This is a genomic window from Streptomyces sp. NPDC054783 (assembly GCF_053611725.1).
In genome coordinates this window covers 57,672-72,388 of record NZ_JBSHAY010000026.1, presented here as the reverse complement: position 1 = coordinate 72,388, position 14,717 = coordinate 57,672, and the positions used below count along the sequence as shown (strand labels likewise).

General features: G+C 70.7%; 17 protein-coding genes and 1 pseudogene. 5 read left to right on the top strand and 13 right to left on the bottom strand.

Annotated elements, in window-relative coordinates:
• Positions 1–140 precede the first annotated feature (140 nt).
• The 4 genes from ACWGJ5_RS34110 to ACWGJ5_RS34095 are packed head-to-tail and all read right to left on the bottom strand — an operon-like array spanning position 141 to position 3,752.
• Positions 141–740, bottom strand: a complete 600-nt coding sequence (locus ACWGJ5_RS34110; protein WP_453313500.1) for an acyltransferase — start codon at positions 738–740, stop codon at positions 141–143.
• Entirely contained in the window at positions 737–1,630 is an 894-nt protein-coding gene (gene rfbD, locus ACWGJ5_RS34105) for a dTDP-4-dehydrorhamnose reductase (protein ID WP_453313499.1), read from the bottom strand. The genes ACWGJ5_RS34110 and rfbD overlap by 4 nt, the downstream gene beginning before the upstream one ends.
• Positions 1,631–1,632: 2 nt before the next feature.
• A complete protein-coding gene (gene rfbB, locus ACWGJ5_RS34100; protein WP_453313498.1) occupies positions 1,633–2,688 on the bottom strand; it encodes a dTDP-glucose 4,6-dehydratase in 1,056 nt (351 codons plus the stop codon).
• Positions 2,685–3,752, bottom strand: a complete 1,068-nt coding sequence (locus tag ACWGJ5_RS34095) for a glucose-1-phosphate thymidylyltransferase (RefSeq protein WP_453313497.1) — start codon at positions 3,750–3,752, stop codon at positions 2,685–2,687. Before ACWGJ5_RS34095 ends, rfbB begins: the two co-directional genes overlap by 4 nt.
• A gap of 149 nt (positions 3,753–3,901) precedes the next feature.
• On the opposite strand from ACWGJ5_RS34095, the gene ACWGJ5_RS34090 reads away from it, so the two are divergent.
• The gene (locus ACWGJ5_RS34090) at positions 3,902–4,489 is read left to right on the top strand and encodes a histidine phosphatase family protein (protein WP_453313496.1); all 588 of its coding nucleotides are present in this window, start codon (positions 3,902–3,904) and stop codon (positions 4,487–4,489) included.
• 296 nt (positions 4,490–4,785) lie between these two features.
• Here the strand turns inward: ACWGJ5_RS34090 and ACWGJ5_RS34085 are convergent, their stop codons facing one another.
• On the bottom strand, positions 4,786–5,733 hold the full coding sequence (locus ACWGJ5_RS34085) for a DMT family transporter (RefSeq protein ID WP_453313495.1): 948 nt from the start codon (positions 5,731–5,733) through the stop codon (positions 4,786–4,788).
• A gap of 253 nt (positions 5,734–5,986) precedes the next feature.
• On the opposite strand from ACWGJ5_RS34085, the gene ACWGJ5_RS34080 reads away from it, so the two are divergent.
• Positions 5,987–6,697, top strand: coding sequence for an FAD binding domain-containing protein (locus ACWGJ5_RS34080; protein WP_453313494.1), 711 nt, complete (start codon positions 5,987–5,989; stop codon positions 6,695–6,697).
• A gap of 88 nt (positions 6,698–6,785) precedes the next feature.
• On the opposite strand, the gene ACWGJ5_RS34075 is transcribed toward ACWGJ5_RS34080, so the two are convergent.
• On the bottom strand, positions 6,786–7,217 hold the full coding sequence (locus tag ACWGJ5_RS34075) for a hypothetical protein (RefSeq protein WP_453313493.1): 432 nt from the start codon (positions 7,215–7,217) through the stop codon (positions 6,786–6,788).
• A 73-nt stretch (positions 7,218–7,290) separates the two neighbouring features.
• Between ACWGJ5_RS34075 and ACWGJ5_RS34070 the strand changes: the two genes are divergently transcribed.
• Both ACWGJ5_RS34070 and ACWGJ5_RS34065 read left to right on the top strand, forming a co-directional pair.
• The gene (locus tag ACWGJ5_RS34070; RefSeq protein ID WP_453313492.1) at positions 7,291–7,833 is read left to right on the top strand and encodes a DUF2231 domain-containing protein; all 543 of its coding nucleotides are present in this window, start codon (positions 7,291–7,293) and stop codon (positions 7,831–7,833) included.
• Positions 7,834–7,885: 52 nt separating this feature from the next.
• Positions 7,886–8,314 carry a hypothetical protein gene (locus ACWGJ5_RS34065; RefSeq protein WP_453313491.1) on the top strand — a complete coding sequence of 143 codons (429 nt, stop codon included), beginning with the start codon at positions 7,886–7,888 and terminating at the stop codon, positions 8,312–8,314.
• A 135-nt stretch (positions 8,315–8,449) separates the two neighbouring features.
• Here the strand turns inward: ACWGJ5_RS34065 and ACWGJ5_RS34060 are convergent.
• From ACWGJ5_RS34060 to ACWGJ5_RS34035, 6 genes and pseudogenes are all read right to left on the bottom strand, one after another.
• Positions 8,450–8,702: pseudogene (locus tag ACWGJ5_RS34060) on the bottom strand (GNAT family N-acetyltransferase); the annotation flags it as partial.
• Between the two features lie 72 nt (positions 8,703–8,774).
• Positions 8,775–9,179, bottom strand: coding sequence for a tRNA (N6-threonylcarbamoyladenosine(37)-N6)-methyltransferase TrmO (gene tsaA / locus ACWGJ5_RS34055; RefSeq protein ID WP_453313490.1), 405 nt, complete (start codon positions 9,177–9,179; stop codon positions 8,775–8,777).
• 504 nt (positions 9,180–9,683) lie between these two features.
• Positions 9,684–10,451 carry a DUF899 domain-containing protein gene (locus tag ACWGJ5_RS34050; RefSeq protein WP_453313489.1) on the bottom strand — a complete coding sequence of 256 codons (768 nt, stop codon included), beginning with the start codon at positions 10,449–10,451 and terminating at the stop codon, positions 9,684–9,686.
• A gap of 59 nt (positions 10,452–10,510) precedes the next feature.
• Entirely contained in the window at positions 10,511–11,176 is a 666-nt protein-coding gene (locus tag ACWGJ5_RS34045) for a copper chaperone (RefSeq protein WP_453313488.1), read from the bottom strand.
• A 39-nt stretch (positions 11,177–11,215) separates the two neighbouring features.
• Positions 11,216–11,566, bottom strand: coding sequence for an ArsR/SmtB family transcription factor (locus ACWGJ5_RS34040; RefSeq protein WP_453313487.1), 351 nt, complete (start codon positions 11,564–11,566; stop codon positions 11,216–11,218).
• Positions 11,553–11,987, bottom strand: coding sequence for an SRPBCC domain-containing protein (locus ACWGJ5_RS34035; protein WP_453313486.1), 435 nt, complete (start codon positions 11,985–11,987; stop codon positions 11,553–11,555). The genes ACWGJ5_RS34040 and ACWGJ5_RS34035 overlap by 14 nt, the downstream gene beginning before the upstream one ends.
• A 416-nt stretch (positions 11,988–12,403) precedes the next feature.
• On the opposite strand from ACWGJ5_RS34035, the gene ACWGJ5_RS34030 reads away from it, so the two are divergent.
• Positions 12,404–12,925, top strand: coding sequence for a hypothetical protein (locus ACWGJ5_RS34030; protein ID WP_453313485.1), 522 nt, complete (start codon positions 12,404–12,406; stop codon positions 12,923–12,925).
• 793 nt (positions 12,926–13,718) lie between these two features.
• Here the strand turns inward: ACWGJ5_RS34030 and ACWGJ5_RS34025 are convergent.
• Entirely contained in the window at positions 13,719–14,411 is a 693-nt protein-coding gene (locus ACWGJ5_RS34025) for a DUF899 domain-containing protein (RefSeq protein WP_453313484.1), read from the bottom strand.
• Positions 14,412–14,717 lie beyond the last annotated feature (306 nt).

The following is a 14,717-nucleotide window of genomic DNA, read 5'->3' as shown; positions in this document are numbered from 1 at the left end:
CACTGGTTTGTGCGCCAACTGTGCCCGGTCTGCACAGTTCGCACACATGTTATGCCTGCGCGTGTTCGAGGATCTGTGTTTTGGGAGAATCGGACGTCATGCGCGCTCCACGAGACGTCATGCGCGCGCTCGGTGAAGTGTCATGCGTGCTCGACGAGTTGGCCGTCCTTCTCGCCGTACAGCGCCCCCGTCTCGGGGCACTCCCATCCGCCCGCCTCGCCCTCCCGCTCGACCAGCCGCACGCCGGCCCGGCCGACCCAGCCGATCCGGCGCGCCGGAACGCCGGCGACGAGCGCGAAGTCCGGCACGTCCTTCGTCACCACGGCACCCGCCGCGACCAGCGCCCAGCGTCCGACGCGCACCGGCGCCACGCACACCGAACGGGCCCCGAGGGATGCTCCCTCGCCCACCACCACCGCCACGGGCTCCCAGTCGCCACCGCGCTTGAGCCGGCCCCGCGGGTCCACCGAACGGGGGAAGCAGTCGTTGGTGAGCACCGCCGCCGGACCGACGAACGCGCCGTCACCGAGCTCCGCCGGTTCGTAGACCAGCGCGTAGTTCTGGAGCTTCACGTTGTCGCCGATCCGCACCCCTGGGCCGACATAGGCTCCCCGGCCCACGATGCACCCGCGGCCCAGCCGGGCGTCCTCCCGTACCTGGGCCAGGTCCCAGACCGTCGACCCGTCACCGATCGAGGCCGTCTCGTCGACCTGAGCGGTCGGCTGGATCCTGAAGTTCACCGGGAAGAGCCCTTCTTCTCGTCTCGCAGAGCCGGGAGAGCCGCCTGCAGCGCCTCGCGCCAGGGGCGGATCGGTTCGATCCCCGTCCGGCGCCAGCGCTCGTGCCCCAGGACGCTGTACGCAGGGCGGGGAGCGGGCCGTGGGAAGGCCGTGCCGGTGGTCGGCCGGACCCGGCCGGGGTCCGCGCCGAGCAGCCGGAAGACCTCCCGGGCCAGGCCGAACCACGTCGTCTCCCCACCGCTGGTGCCGTGGTAGACCCCGGCGGGCGCCGAACCGGCGAGTCCGGCCCGCCCGAGCCGTACGAGCCGGTCCGCGAGGTCCACGGTCCAGGTGGGCTGCCCGCGCTGGTCGTCGACCACGTCGACGGTGTCCCTGACCGACTCCAGCCTGATCATCGTGTCGACGAAGTTCCCGCCTCCCACGCCGTACAGCCAGGCCGTACGCACGACGTACCCCGCGTCCGGGAGCGCCGCCAGCACCGCCCGATCCCCTGCCAGCTTGGTGCGTCCGTAGGCGCTGCGCGGTGCCGTCGGGGCGTCCTCGGGATACGGGCCGGTGGCGTCGCCCGCGAACACGTAGTCCGTCGAGACCTGGATCAGACTGGCGCCCGTCTTCGCACACGCCTCGGCGAGGTGTCGGGGTCCGTCGCCGTTGACCCGCAGGGCGTCAGCCTCGTGCGCCTCGGCGTCGTCAACGGCCGTCCACGCGGCGCAGTTGACCACGATCCGGGGCCGGTGCGCGCCGATCGCGTCGTGCACGGTGTCGGCGTCCGTGATGTCGAGAGCGCCCCGGGCCAGGCCGACGGCCTCCTCGCCGTCCCGGCGCAGCCGCGCGAGGACATCCAGCCCGAGCATTCCGGTGGCGCCGGTGATCAGCCAAGTGGTGGTCATGGTCACCTGTTCGTCGTCGAAAGGGTGTGGCTGCGGCTCTGGAGCGCCGCTCGCTCCTTCAGCGGCTCCCACCAGCCGCGGTTCTCGCGGTACCAAGTGACCGTCTCCGCAAGGCCGGTGGCGAAGTCCTGGCGGGGGCGGTAGCCGAGCTCGTCGCGGATCTTCGTGCAGTCCACGGAGTAACGGCGGTCGTGCCCCTTGCGGTCGGCGACGTGCTCGACGCTGGTGTCCCAGTCCGCGCCGCAGGCCTCCAGCAGCAAAGAGGTCAGCTCCTTGTTGGTCAGCTCGGTGCCGCCGCCGATGTTGTAGACCTCACCGGCGCGCCCCTTGGTGCGCACCAGCTCGATGCCCTGGACGTGGTCGTCGATGTGCAGCCAGTCGCGGACGTTGCCGCCGTCGCCGTACAGCGGGACCTTCCTGCCGTCCAGCAGGTTCGTGATGAACAGCGGAATGACCTTCTCGGGGAAGTGATGGTGCCCGTAGTTGTTGGAGCAGCGGGTCACCCGCACGTCGAGGCCGTGGGTACGGTGGTGGGCGAGCGCGATCAGGTCGCCGGCCGCCTTGGTGGCGGCGTACGGGGAGTTGGGGCGCAGCGGGTCCGTCTCCGGCCAGGAGCCGAAGTCGATGGAGCCGTACACCTCGTCGGTGGAGACGTGCACGAAGGTCTTCGGACTTCCGTGGCGCAGGGCGGCGTCCAGCAGTGTCTGAGTGCCCAGGACGTTGGTCCGGACGAACTCGGCGGCGCCCAGGATCGAGCGGTCCACATGCGACTCGGCGGCGAAGTGGACGACGTGGTCGTGCTCGGCGAGGAGGCCGTCGACCAGCTCGGTGTCGCAGATGTCGCCCTTGACGAAGGTGAATCCCCGGTGGGCGCGCACCTCGTCGAGGTTGGCCGGGTTGCCGGCGTAGGTGAGCTTGTCCAGCACCGTGACCGCCACATCACCGGGGCCGGCCGGGCCGAGCAGCGTCCGGACGTAGTGCGAGCCGATGAAACCGGCACCGCCGGTCACCAGAATCCGGGTCGGGTGGGTCGGAGTCGGAGAGGCGGGGGCCGTCATGACGAGATCTGCACCTTGCTGTGGTCACCGAGGACGAGACGGTGGGCGGCTGGCTTGCGGGGAGCGGGAGTCACCTCGACGTTGCGTCCGATGAGGGAGGCCTCCACCCGCCGTACCCCGCTCACCGAGGAGTCGCGCAGCACGATCGAGTACTCGATCTCGCTGTCGTCGATCCTGCAGTCACCGGCTATGGAGGTGAAGGGGCCGACGTACGAGTCGGTGATCACGGTGTTCGCTCCGACGACCACCGGTCCCACGATCCGGCTGCCGGTGACCTTCGCCCCGGGCTCGATCCGCACCCGGCCGATGATCTCGCTGTCGTCGTCGACCGTCCCGTCGATCCGGCGCTCCAGCGTCTCCAGGACCGAGCGATTGACCTCCAGCATGTCCGTGACGTTCCCGGTGTCCTTCCAGTACCCGGAGATGGTCGTGGACCGCACATCACGTCCCGCGTCGATCAGCCACTGGATGGCATCCGTGATCTCCAACTCGCCGCGCCAGGACGGCCGGATGGAGCGCACGGCCTCATGGATCGCGGGGGAGAACAGATACACGCCCACCAGCGCCAGCTCGCTCTTGGGATGCCGGGGCTTCTCCTCCAGGCCGATCACCCGGCCCGCCGCGTCCAGCTCGGCCACCCCGAACGCCGTCGGGTCCGGCACCTTCGTCAACAGGATCTGCGCCTCCGGCCGTTCGGTGCGGAAGCCGTCCACCAGATCCGTGATGCCTCCGACGACGAAGTTGTCACCGAGGTACATCACGAAGTCGTCGTCGCGGAGGAACTCACGGGCGATCAGCACGGCATGGGCCAGCCCCAGCGGCGCCGCCTGCGGGATGTAGGTGACGTCCAGTCCCCACGCGGAACCGTCGCCGACCGCCTCCCGGATCTCCTCGGCGGTGTCCCCGACGATGATCCCGACCTGGGCGATGCCCGCCTCGGCGATCGCCTCCAGACCATAGAACAGCACCGGTTTGTTCGCGACCGGTACGAGTTGCTTCGCCGAAGTATGGGTTATGGGGCGCAATCGGGTACCTGAGCCACCAGACAACAAAAGTGCCTTCATGCATATCACCCTACTTACGGCGGACTTGGTGACGGGGGGATTCCGGTAACGGGCGGGACCGAACGGAACCCGGTGGCCACCGACGGGGAGAACGAGCCTGCTGCTCTTGGCGGCCATCTCGTTCGCCAGATCAGATAGCGTGCACAGGCATGGGTGAGCTGATATTGATCAGGCACGGCCAGACCGAGTGGAGTCTGTCGGGCCGGCACGCCGGCCGCACCGACGTTCCGCTGACTGATGCGGGGGAGGCGGCGGCGAAGGCTCTCGCTCCGAGACTGGCTCCGCGCCGACTGGTCGCCGTGTTCAGTAGTCCGCTGAGCCGCGCCATGCGGACGGCCGAGCTGGCCGGTCTGACCGGCGTCAGGCCTGATCCCGACCTGGTGGAGTGGGACTACGGCGGCTACGAGGGCCTGACGGCCGTGCAGATCCGTGAGAGGCGACCCGGCTGGGACCTGTGGCGGGACGGCGTCGTTCCCGGCGATGCCGACCATCCCGGCGAGCAGCTCCAGCAGGTGGCGGCGCGCGTGGACGCGGTGCTGGACCGGATCCGGCCGCTGTTGAGCGACGGCGACGTCGCCCTCGTCGCCCACGGTCATCTGGCGCGCGTGCTCACCGCGCGCTGGCTTGGCCTCGACGCGTCCGACAGCCGGCTGCTCGGCCACCCGCATCCGGGCACTCTGGGCTTCCTGGCCACCGACGGCGGGCAGCCGTTCATCGCTGCCTGGAACGTCCCCTAGCCGCGGCACGGTGGCTCACGCCCGTTGCGAGAGGCGCCCGACGCAATGAGCGCCACGGTGATGCCGGCGACGGCAGGGAGGCGGTCGGCCCTGTGTTCGTAGCGGTGGTGGCCGTGGTGGCGGCAGCCGCGAGCCAGGCCGTGGTGCGTTCGATGGTTCAGCGACGGCGTTTCAGCCGGTGGGAGTCGTCGATCCCTTCGCGGGCGATCCGGTGCCGGACGCCTCGCGCCGACAGGCATCGCTGCAGATGGGCGTGCCTGGCTGTAGTGCCCCCACATAGTCCGGACGAGGGGGCACTACCGGGAGCGCGTGGAGGCCGGCGAAGGGGGCGCCGTGGCCGAGGGATCGAGCTCCACAGCCTGGCCGCCGGGAACGGTGCGTGGACGCAGGCCACCGACCAGGCCGAGGATCAGCACGGCGATGCCCAGCCACACCGACGGCCGCGGCGCACCGCTGCCCGAGACGGCGCCGACGACCGCCGCGGCCAGCGGCGCGATGCCGGTGAGCAACCCCGCTCGCCCCGACCCTGCGGCGCGGACCGTCGAATACCACAACACGAAGGCGACCGCCGTCACCATCAACGCCAGATAGCCGGCGGCCGCCCACTGTGACCCGGACAACTCCCGTACGGCCGACGGGCCTTCCGTCGCCGCTCCGAGGACGGCCAGCAGCGCACCGGCCAGCCACATCGCGTGCACGGACACTCCCCACGGCGAATGCCGCCGCAGTACCGGCACCGCGAGCAGCGTGAACGCGGCCTCGCAGCCCAGGGCCAGCGCCGCCCAGGCCACACCCACGGCATCGGTACGGCCCGTGCCCTCCACCAGCACCGCGCCCGCCATGACGACAGGCGCCGCGCACAGGACCTGCCGGCTCGGCCTGCGCCGCTCCAGTACCGGGCCCACCACCCCGAGAACCACCGGTACGCACGCGACCGCGACAGCGATCACCGCGGGCTCCGCGTGGCCGACACCTCGCACCACAGCCACGTTGAACAGCACCAGACCGGTGACCGCGATCCCGGCCAGCCACAGCCACTCCCGGCCCCGTGGCCACACCAGCCGAGCACCGGCGAGCCGCGCCATGACCAGAAGGATCACGGTCGCGGCCGCGTACCGGACCGCCTGGGTGGTGAACAGCGGGGCGTCGACGAGCGCGCGCGAGACGCTCACGCTGCTGCCGACCAGCGCCATCCCGACCATGCCAGGGACGAGCTGGGCGAACGGAGCGGAAGGTGTGTCCATGCCGACCACGCTGCCCTCACCACGGACGTCGTGGACAGGTCCACAATGTCACCGGTGCAGGGGTCCATATTTCCCCTCGACGTGGCCCTGACCACCATCTCACCGCCCTGCCGGGACGAGAGAGCGCACTGCGTGCCCATGTGAGCCCTGTACGCGCCCCCGTCCGGGCGAGAAGACTGCCCTGGCGAGGGCGGTTGGCCGGAACCTGACTCACCGTCTTCGGTCAACTCCTGAGGAAGGCAGGCCGGTCGCTGTGTTGTTGCGTCTCCCCACGTCGGTGTCCGAAGCGCAGGAGTGCCTGGCCGAGGGGGCCGTGCCGATCGGCGGGGCCACGCTCCTCTGGGCCGCATGGCAGCGCGAGGGCTTCCCCGAACTAGCCATGTCTCTACGGGAGTTGCCGGATGCCAACGTCCTGGGTCGGGAGACGGTGGGAGGCGCCGTGGTCCTGAACCGGATGGACGACCGCGTGCCGGACGTGCTGCGCCTGGCGGCCGCCGCGGTGGGCACCGGGGCCGTGCGGCGGACGGCGACGGTCGGCGGGAACCTCGTCGGCAGCACACTGCGCTGTCTGCTGCCCGCGGCGATCGTCCTGGACGCCCGGGCGATGGTGCTGGAAACCGACGGCGTCCATGAGACGGACCTGGCCGAGCTGGTGGCCAAGCGCCCCCTCCTGCTCAGCCTGCGCTGGCGTGAACCCATCGCCTGCGCGTACCGGAAACTGGCCGGCTACGCAGGCGGACCGCCGCCCCTGGTCGTCGCCTCGGCGGTGCACGCCGACGACGGTGTCGAGCGGCTGCGGGTCGCGGTACGCGACGGTTACGACGTGCTCAGCGGCAGCACCCCGTGCGCCACCGACACCGATCAGGCCCTGCACGCGCTGCACGCGACGGCCTTCGGCGACCTGCCGACCGCCGCGTGGGACGTCGTACGCTCACAGGTCACCGGCCTGTTGGGCCAGGGCTGAAGCAGCCACGAAAAGTTTCACCAATGCTTACGGGTGATATGCCCGGTGGGTGGGACCGGAGCACGCTTCGTCGGCCATGACCGGGCCGTCACCGACCACCCGAGGAACCCGCCGGCCCTGTACGGCGCTCGAGCGGGGCGAGGTCAGCTGGACGAGGTCGGGCCGGTGTCGCGCGTACGCGCCTCGGCCGAGCGGGATCCGACCAGGAGCAGGCAGAGCACGGCGACCCCGGCTCCGGCGAAAGGGGCTCCAGCGAGGTGTCGCCCGTGCCGAGGCTCCCGGGGACGCGCAGCCGGGCGGTGCCGCCCGCCACTGGTTCGATCGCGGTACCGGTGAAGGTGAGCAGTGCGCCGCCGCGCGCGTCGCCACCCAGCGTGAGGCTGGGCGCGCAGTCCTCGGGGTGCGGGGCGACGGCCAGTGTCGCCGCCGGTACGTCGGCGCGCCGACGCAGGGTGACCAACGGGCCGTCGGTCGCCGCTCCCGACACCGTGGAGACCTCACCCGGGCGAGCGACGGCCACTTGACCCATGGCGCGAATAAGACCAACAATCGTTGGTGAAATAGCCGACGGGCACTCAGGGGTGAGGTGCCGTATGACCGTGAACAGTGATCTCAGGGGCCTGCGACAGGCGAAGCAGCCCGTCAGTGGCGCGCTGGCCGGGCCGTACGGACATCCGTTCCATCCGATCCTGGTCACCGTGCCGATCGGCGCCTGGGTGTGCAGCCTCGTCTTCGACGTCTCCTCGCGGATCGTCCACCGGCCCGCCTTTCTGGCCCACGGCTCTGCCTGGCTGATCGCGGTCGGCGTGCTCGGTGCGCTGGCGGCGGCCTGCGTGGGCTTCCTGGACCTGTTCGCCATCCCCGCGGGCACGCCGGCCTTCCGTACGGGCCTGGTGCACATGGGGCTGAACCTGGTCGTGACCGCCGCGTACGCGGCCGGTTTCGCCTGGCGGCAGGGCGGCGGATACCCGGAAGGGCACGGCGTCGGATACGGGCAACTGGCGCTCTCCGCCGTCGCGCTCGCCGCCCTCGGCGTATCCGGCCACCTCGGCGGCAAGCTCGCCTACCGCTACGGCGTACGCGTCGCCGAGGAGTCCGTACAGGCAGAGGGATACCGCACCCCGCACCACCCCTGACCGACAGCCCCGTCCTCACCACATCCGCACCCCGGAACCACTGGAGTACGACATGGACATCGCCGCTCTCGTCGCCTGGGTCGTCACCGCCCTCGGCGGATTCGTCCTCCTCGCCCGCTGGATCGCCCGCGGCGGCCTGCGCCAGCAGCAGACGGGGGCGACCCGCTTCCCGGCCTCCGTCGTCTTCGGCCACTTCCTGCTCGCGGCGGCCGGACTGGTCGTCTGGATCGTCTATCTCGCGGCCGACCGGTCGGCGCTGGCCTGGACGTCCCTCGGCATCCTCGTCGCCGTCGCACTCCTCGGCTTCACGATGTTCGCCCGCTGGGTCCCCGTGTACCGCACCGCCACAGCCGCCGGAGGGGAGGAGACGACGCCCGCGGAACGGCATCTGCCCGTTCCCGTCGTCGTGGCCCATGGCGTTCTCGGTGCCGCGACGCTGGTGCTGGTGCTGCTTGCGGCACTCGGAGTGGGCGGGAGCTGACCCCGGCAGGCGACGCCGCGGGAATCCCGCTCGGCCGTCGCCGACTTGCACAGGCTCCCGGGTGCCTTGGTGTCGGACACCGTGGCGCCGGGTGCCGTGCGGGCCGTGGGCGAGATGCCGGCCGATTCGGTCGGTGGAGCTGGTGTTCGTCTCGGCGACATGCAGGAAAGGCAGTTCGTTCCGAGACGGGATGCGTGAGGCGAGCGCGCTGACCAGGCGGGCGGCATGACCTCGCCCGCGTGCCTCGGGGGCTGTGCAGACGGCGCTGATCTCGGTCCACCCCGAACGCCGGAGCCGTTCGCCCCCCCATCGCCACCAGTCTGCCGTCGTCGCGGATGCCGAGGTCCGCGCCGGGCTCGTGAGTGCGCGACCAGAACGGCCCCGGGACGGAGACCGGCTCCCAGTCCGCCGAGTCGGGATCGGCCGAAACTGATCGGTGGCCGTCATCCTCGTACGGTCGTCAACGGTCCGGAGTGAGAAGGGGTTTGACGTCCAGGATCGGGGTCGAGTCGAGCGCTTCGAGGCTGCGGACGTGGACGCGCGTTCCGGCGATGGCGAGGATGTGGACGGTGTGCAGGCCGATCGGGTTGGGCCGGTCGGGGGCGCGGGTGGCGAAGACGCCGGTGAGCGGGCGGGTGGTGTCGCCGCGCGGGCGGACCGTGAGGGTGTCGCGGTCGGCGCGGTCGAGCCAGGTGAGCAGCAGTACCTCCGTGCCCGGGGTCAGCCCGTCGAGGGCGGGGGCGTACCGGTCGTCGAAGACGAGCCAGGCGTCGGGGGCTCCTTCGTCGGGCTGGCGGGGGGCCGCCGCCCGATCGGTCAACGGTGATTCGACGCGCCCGATCGGGCGCACTGTGTATGCCGTCAAGAGTCCTCAGTCCTTTCGCGGCCGAGCAGGTGCAGAGAACGGCCGCCATGTGGAGTCGGCCTCGTGCCTCGGCAGCCGTCGGGCTCGGTACCCGTTGGCACGCCGTACCCAGCATGCCAAGTCGTGGGCGAGGACTCACCGTTGCGTCGGGTTGATCGACCGTGGTGCGTACGTCTGCCGGGTCCAGGTGATCGTCGCGGTGGCGATGCACCCTATCGTGGTCGGCGGCGGGATCGCCGTCAGCCGCTTCCTCGCCATCCCGGCGGGCCCTGGTCCCCTGGAGGAGCTGGCCCGCCGCGGTCCGGAGGCGCTCACCGACCGGGAACGGCAGATCACCGCACTGGTGGCGACCGGCTGTCCGACGACGAGATCGCCGGCCGGCTCGTGCTCAGCCCCGGATTGGTGGTGCTCAACTCGTCGTCTTCGCCCACCGCAGCGGCCTGGCCGAGTCACCGTGGCGCCCGGGGCCGGCACAGGCCGCCCTCATGACCCTCCGGTTTCCGCTCACTGGTTTTCGTACTCGTCGTGGCGGTGCCACCAGAAGCCGGTCTCGTTGCGGCCGAGGGGCGCTCGGTCGAGCCACTGGTACATGCCCCACAGGCCGTCCAGCCCGCGCGCGTACGCCGAGTAGGTGTGGTAGACGGCGCCGTCCTGCAGCGCGAACGCGCTCACGCCGGGGCCTTCTCGCCGGTAGGTCTCCCAGTCCGTACCGACGACCGACTGGCTGAAGGCGTCGCGGGAACCCTTCTCCTCGGCCGTCGCCGGCCGCAGGTCCTCCTCACCGAAGTTGTACGCGACGAGTCCGGCTTCCCACTCCTCCTTGGTGTGCGCCGCCCCGAAGTCGAAGTTGAAGTCACTGCCGTGGGAGGACGCCCACGGGAACGTCCAGCCCATCCGCTGCCGGTACGCGTGGAGCTTGGCGAGCGGGGCTCGCGAGATCGCCCAGAACATGACGTCGTGGTGGGCGAGGTGGACCACGGAGCCGTTGAAGCCGTCGGCGATCGCCGAGCAGGACGGGCATCCGGCGGTGTAGTCGGGCCCGAACATGAAGTGGTAGACGAGCAGTTGCGAACGTCCCCGGAACAGGTCGGTGAGGGAAGCCGTTCCCTCGCCGGTGTCGAAGCGGTAGTCCTTGTCCACCCGGACCCAGGGCAGCTCCTGCCGTCGCCGGGCCAGTTCGTCGCCCCGCCGGGTCAGCTCCTTCTCCGCCTCGAGCAGCTCCAGCCTCGCGGCGAGCCATTCCTCGTGGGTCCCCGTCTTGTGACCGGTCATCACCTGTCTCCTTGTCCTGCCTTGTTCCGTGTGGTCCTGTCTTGTCTTGTCTCTCGTCGCTACGTCATCGGTGGCATGAGCCCCGGAACCAGCGAGGGCGCGACCACGATGACGAGTCCGAGCCCGACGATCGCCAGCGCCGGCGGAACGTCGAGCGCGGTCTTCGCGGGCAGCAGCTTCTGGGCGGATGCGAGGACGGCGACCAACGACATCCACAACACGCTCATCGTGCCCAGTGCGACCAGCATCGCCATCAGCCCGCCGCTCGATCCGGCGCAGTACAGTCCGAACCTCAGCCCGGAACCGGCAACCTCGTGGCAGCGTCGCCGGAAGTACCGTTTGACCGGCGTGAGTTCGTAGACACCCGCGGCGATCACCACTGCGCCTGCGGCCGTCGACCCGTGCGGACGGTCCAGTGCGTACGCCACGACACCTGCCGGCGCCCAGACGGTGAGGTACGCCCCGGCGAACAGCGGCGCGCCGCGCAGTCCGCCGACCATTCGGGCATGCCTCGCGACCGCCGGGGCCGCGCCCGGCAGCATCATCGCCGCCATCATCGTCATCCATGTCGCGGCAAAGAACCCGAATGACCCGGTCCGGGACGCGACGCCCATGTCCATGCCCCGCATCAGCCGGACCGCGGCCACCCAGCACACCGCGGCGAGCCCGAGCGTCACCCCCAGCACGCCGGCAGACGCTGCCGGGCGCCGGACTTCCACGTTCACCGTCGGTTCTCCCTCCGGTGTGTCCGGCGGCGATCCCTGTCACGAGGATCCGCGCGCCTGTTCATCGAGGTGATCTTTCAGTGCGCCGAGCGGGCTGTCCCAGTCACGCGCCAGCGCGGCCAGGAACTGCTGCGCCACCTGCATCGGCGCGGACCGCAGCCGGTATCGCACCCGACGCCGCTCACCAGGTTCGGCCGTCACCAGGCCGGCATCCGCGAGCAGGGCCAGGTGTTTGGCGATCGCCTGCCGAGTGATCGGCAACCGGCCGGCCAGGTCCGTGGCCGTGGCCGGCCCCCCTGAAGCCAGCGCGGCCAGGATGGCGCGCCGGCTCGGGTCGGCCAGAGCGGCGAAGACCTGTTCGGCGATCGCCTCGATGTCAGGCGGCGGCATCGAGGTAGTCGACCAGTTCGCCCAGTTCGCGGGCCCAGCCCTCGGTGTGACCGCCGTACTCCTTGCGGTAGACCTCGTCCGGGAGCTGGGCGAAACCGGTCTCGACCACCGTCAGCCGGGTGCCGGTGCCGACCGGTTCGAGCGTGAACTCCACGTAGGTGCGGCGCGGATCGTCCTCGGGGAGTTCGGCCATGCGCCAGGTGAAGCCGAACACCGTCGGCTCCTCCACCCGTTCCACCCGCATGTCGGCGGAGTGGCCGCCCTCCCATTTCATCCAGGCGGCGCCGCCCGGGCGCAGATCGATCCCGGCCTCGTTGCCGAACCAGGCGCTCAGTCCCTCGGCCGTGGTGAGCGCCGTCCACACCTTCGCCGGCGGGTGCGCGATCTCGATGGTCCGCTCGATTCGATCAGGGAATGCCATGACTGCCTCCACGGGTATAGCAACCGACTGATTGCGACATTATGGCAACCGATGGGTTGCGTCAAGTGGATCGACGCGAGGTCCCGGGGGTGCTTTCGTTTGCCGCGATCGACCTTGGCCGCATCCGGGCGCTAGCACGGCCCAACCGCTCCTGATGCAGCGACACGCCGCGTCATGCGAGGTGAGGAGGCATCAGGAGATCAGCCGAAAGGGCTAATGCCGCATCAACCCGCCCTTCGATGACGCGACTTGACGCCCTTTGATGCCGGGGGAGAAGCGTCGCGCGGTGCCAGAAATACCCCGATCGGCGCCTCGCACCGGTCATTCGATATGACCGGTATGACTGTTCTAGGTACTTTTTGATCACGGCCGGCTGACGGGCCGGTATCTCTGAGACAGCAGACAGGAGAAGCGATATGAAGGTCCCCCGTTCTACCGTGGTCACCGCAGGTGTCGCGGCCGCCGCTGCTCTGGCCGCAACCGGCATCACCTACGCGTCGGCGGCCTCCGCCCCGGCGCCCCAGTCGGCTCCGGCCGCTGCCGCGGCAGCGCCTCTCGACGGTATGGTCGGGCCGGGCAAGGGCAACGAGGGCCGTGGGGGCGGTCGCGGTGGCTGGGATTGGGGTCGGATCCAGATCAACGAGCGGTCCTACTCCGCACACCCCGGCGACTGCATCACCGTGATCAGCGGCCTGGGCGCGAAGACCCTGAACATCCGCAACGACAGCCACAAGGTGGTCGAGGTCTTCCGCGGAGCCGTCTGCGACAACGGCGCCCCCGTCGCCATCGTCGGCCCCCACAGCCAGAGCGATGGGGTCCGCGTCCACCGCACCGACGACATTCATGTCAAGGACGGCGTGGTCGGCAGCTTCCGCGTGGTCGGCCACGACGGCTGGGGCTGGGGCTGGGGTGGCAATGGCGGGGACGGAGGGCGGTAGCCCAGAACCCGCCGCATGACATGGGGCCCCGGCCTGCCGGAATCGGGCCGGGGCCCCAGCACTGACCATTGTCCGACAACACGCGCGCCGGTCGCACCCCGCCGGAGCAGGACACCGGGCGCTGCTCGCCCGCTGCCCGGGCGGCCGTCCTTTCGTCCACCGGCCGAACCGCCCGGTGATTTCCTGCCGAGCGCCTCCCGTCGGAACCTGTGCCGACGCCATGCCCGTCGGCTTCCTTCTCGGTGTTTCCCACCGCCGAACGGGTGAACGAGGCACGAGACGAAGCTTCCCGTACACATCCTTGTGGCCTCGCTGTCGCCTCCCGCGCCACGGGCCAGGCTCACGGACCCAGCGCGGCCCGCCGTACTCGTACGCGCCTGTGGCCCTCCGGCATCGGACCCGTATGGCGGCGGTACCGCCGACCGCGCCCGTGCGTGCACCGGACCGATCGGCCGCCCTCCCCGCCGGCCGTCGTCAGCAGGCTCGCCGGCCCCACTCCCGCTGAGGAGCGAGGATCCGCAGCACGGTCACCTTGGCGCTGACACCGATCGGGCGCCCGGTCCCGGCCGACCGGCGGCGCCGTAGCCGAGCGGGAGCGGAAGGCCGGTAGGCCGCCCGCAGCGGATCGCCGGGCGTAGGAGCAGCAACGCGACTCCGTCGACCGGTGGGCGACTGCCCGCAGCGGCCCGGAATCGCGATCACTCGGAGAAGACCGCGCCGATCGAGAGCGCGCTTCCCGCGCAGCCGCGCAGCCCGGCAGTTGCTGGGGTCTGCCCAGGGCCCGACGAAAGTCCTAGCCGCGCTGTTCCGGCCCGTAGAGTGCCGCGATGTCTTCGGAGGAGTTCCACCGGCTGTAGGTCGGATCCTGTGGCCAGCCGTCGGGCGAGTCCTGCCATTCCTCCTGTCGCCCGTACGGCAACACGTCGATCAGCGCGAAGGAGTGACTGAGCTGCTCCGTGCCACGACCGCTGGTGTGCCAGGTCCGGTGGACGGTGTCGCCGTCACGCAGGAAGACGTTGACGGCGAATCCCCCGCCGGGCGGTGCGCCGACGTCGCTGCCGAACGGGCTGTTCGCCGTCGAGTACCAGGTCATCCGGTTTCCGGCTCGCCGCCGGTACGCAAGTGCCTCGTCGATCGGCCCCTGGGTGACGACGACGAACCGGGCGTCATAGGCGTCCAGGAACTCCAGTCGGGTGAACTGCGAGGTGAAGCCGGTGCAGCCCGGGCACTGCCACTGCTTGCCGGGGAACCACATGTGGTTGTAGACGATCAGCTGCCTCCTGCCCTCGAAGACGTCCACCAGCCGGACCGGTCCCTTCTCGCCCTCAAGGGTGTACTCGGGCATGCGGACCATGGGCAGACGGCGACGCTGGGCGGCGATCGCGTCCAGTTCTCGGGTCGCGGCCTTCTCACGGACGCGCAGGGCGTCCAGCTCTCGTTGCCAGGTTTCGGCGTCTACGACGGGCGGTAGTGCGTTGCTGCTCATGGTCCGTTCCCTCACTGTCGTGTGCGCAGCTTGCGGTGCTCAGGTGTAGACCCCGCCCGGCAGCCGAATTCATCGGCGATCGGAGCGGTGGAGGCAGGCCTGATTTCCATCGCTGCGATCACTGGTCCCATCGCCCGGGCAGCCTCCGGCCCGGCCCTCCACCGCAGCTGCCGACGCGCGGCCTGGCGGACACGGCCCGCCCCTCCACCGGGGCCGCGAGCCGCCCCTCCCGGCCGGCGCTCCGACTGAACGCCGCGAGTCCGATGTGGGATGCAACCATGTAGGAGATGCACCCCAACGGCGATT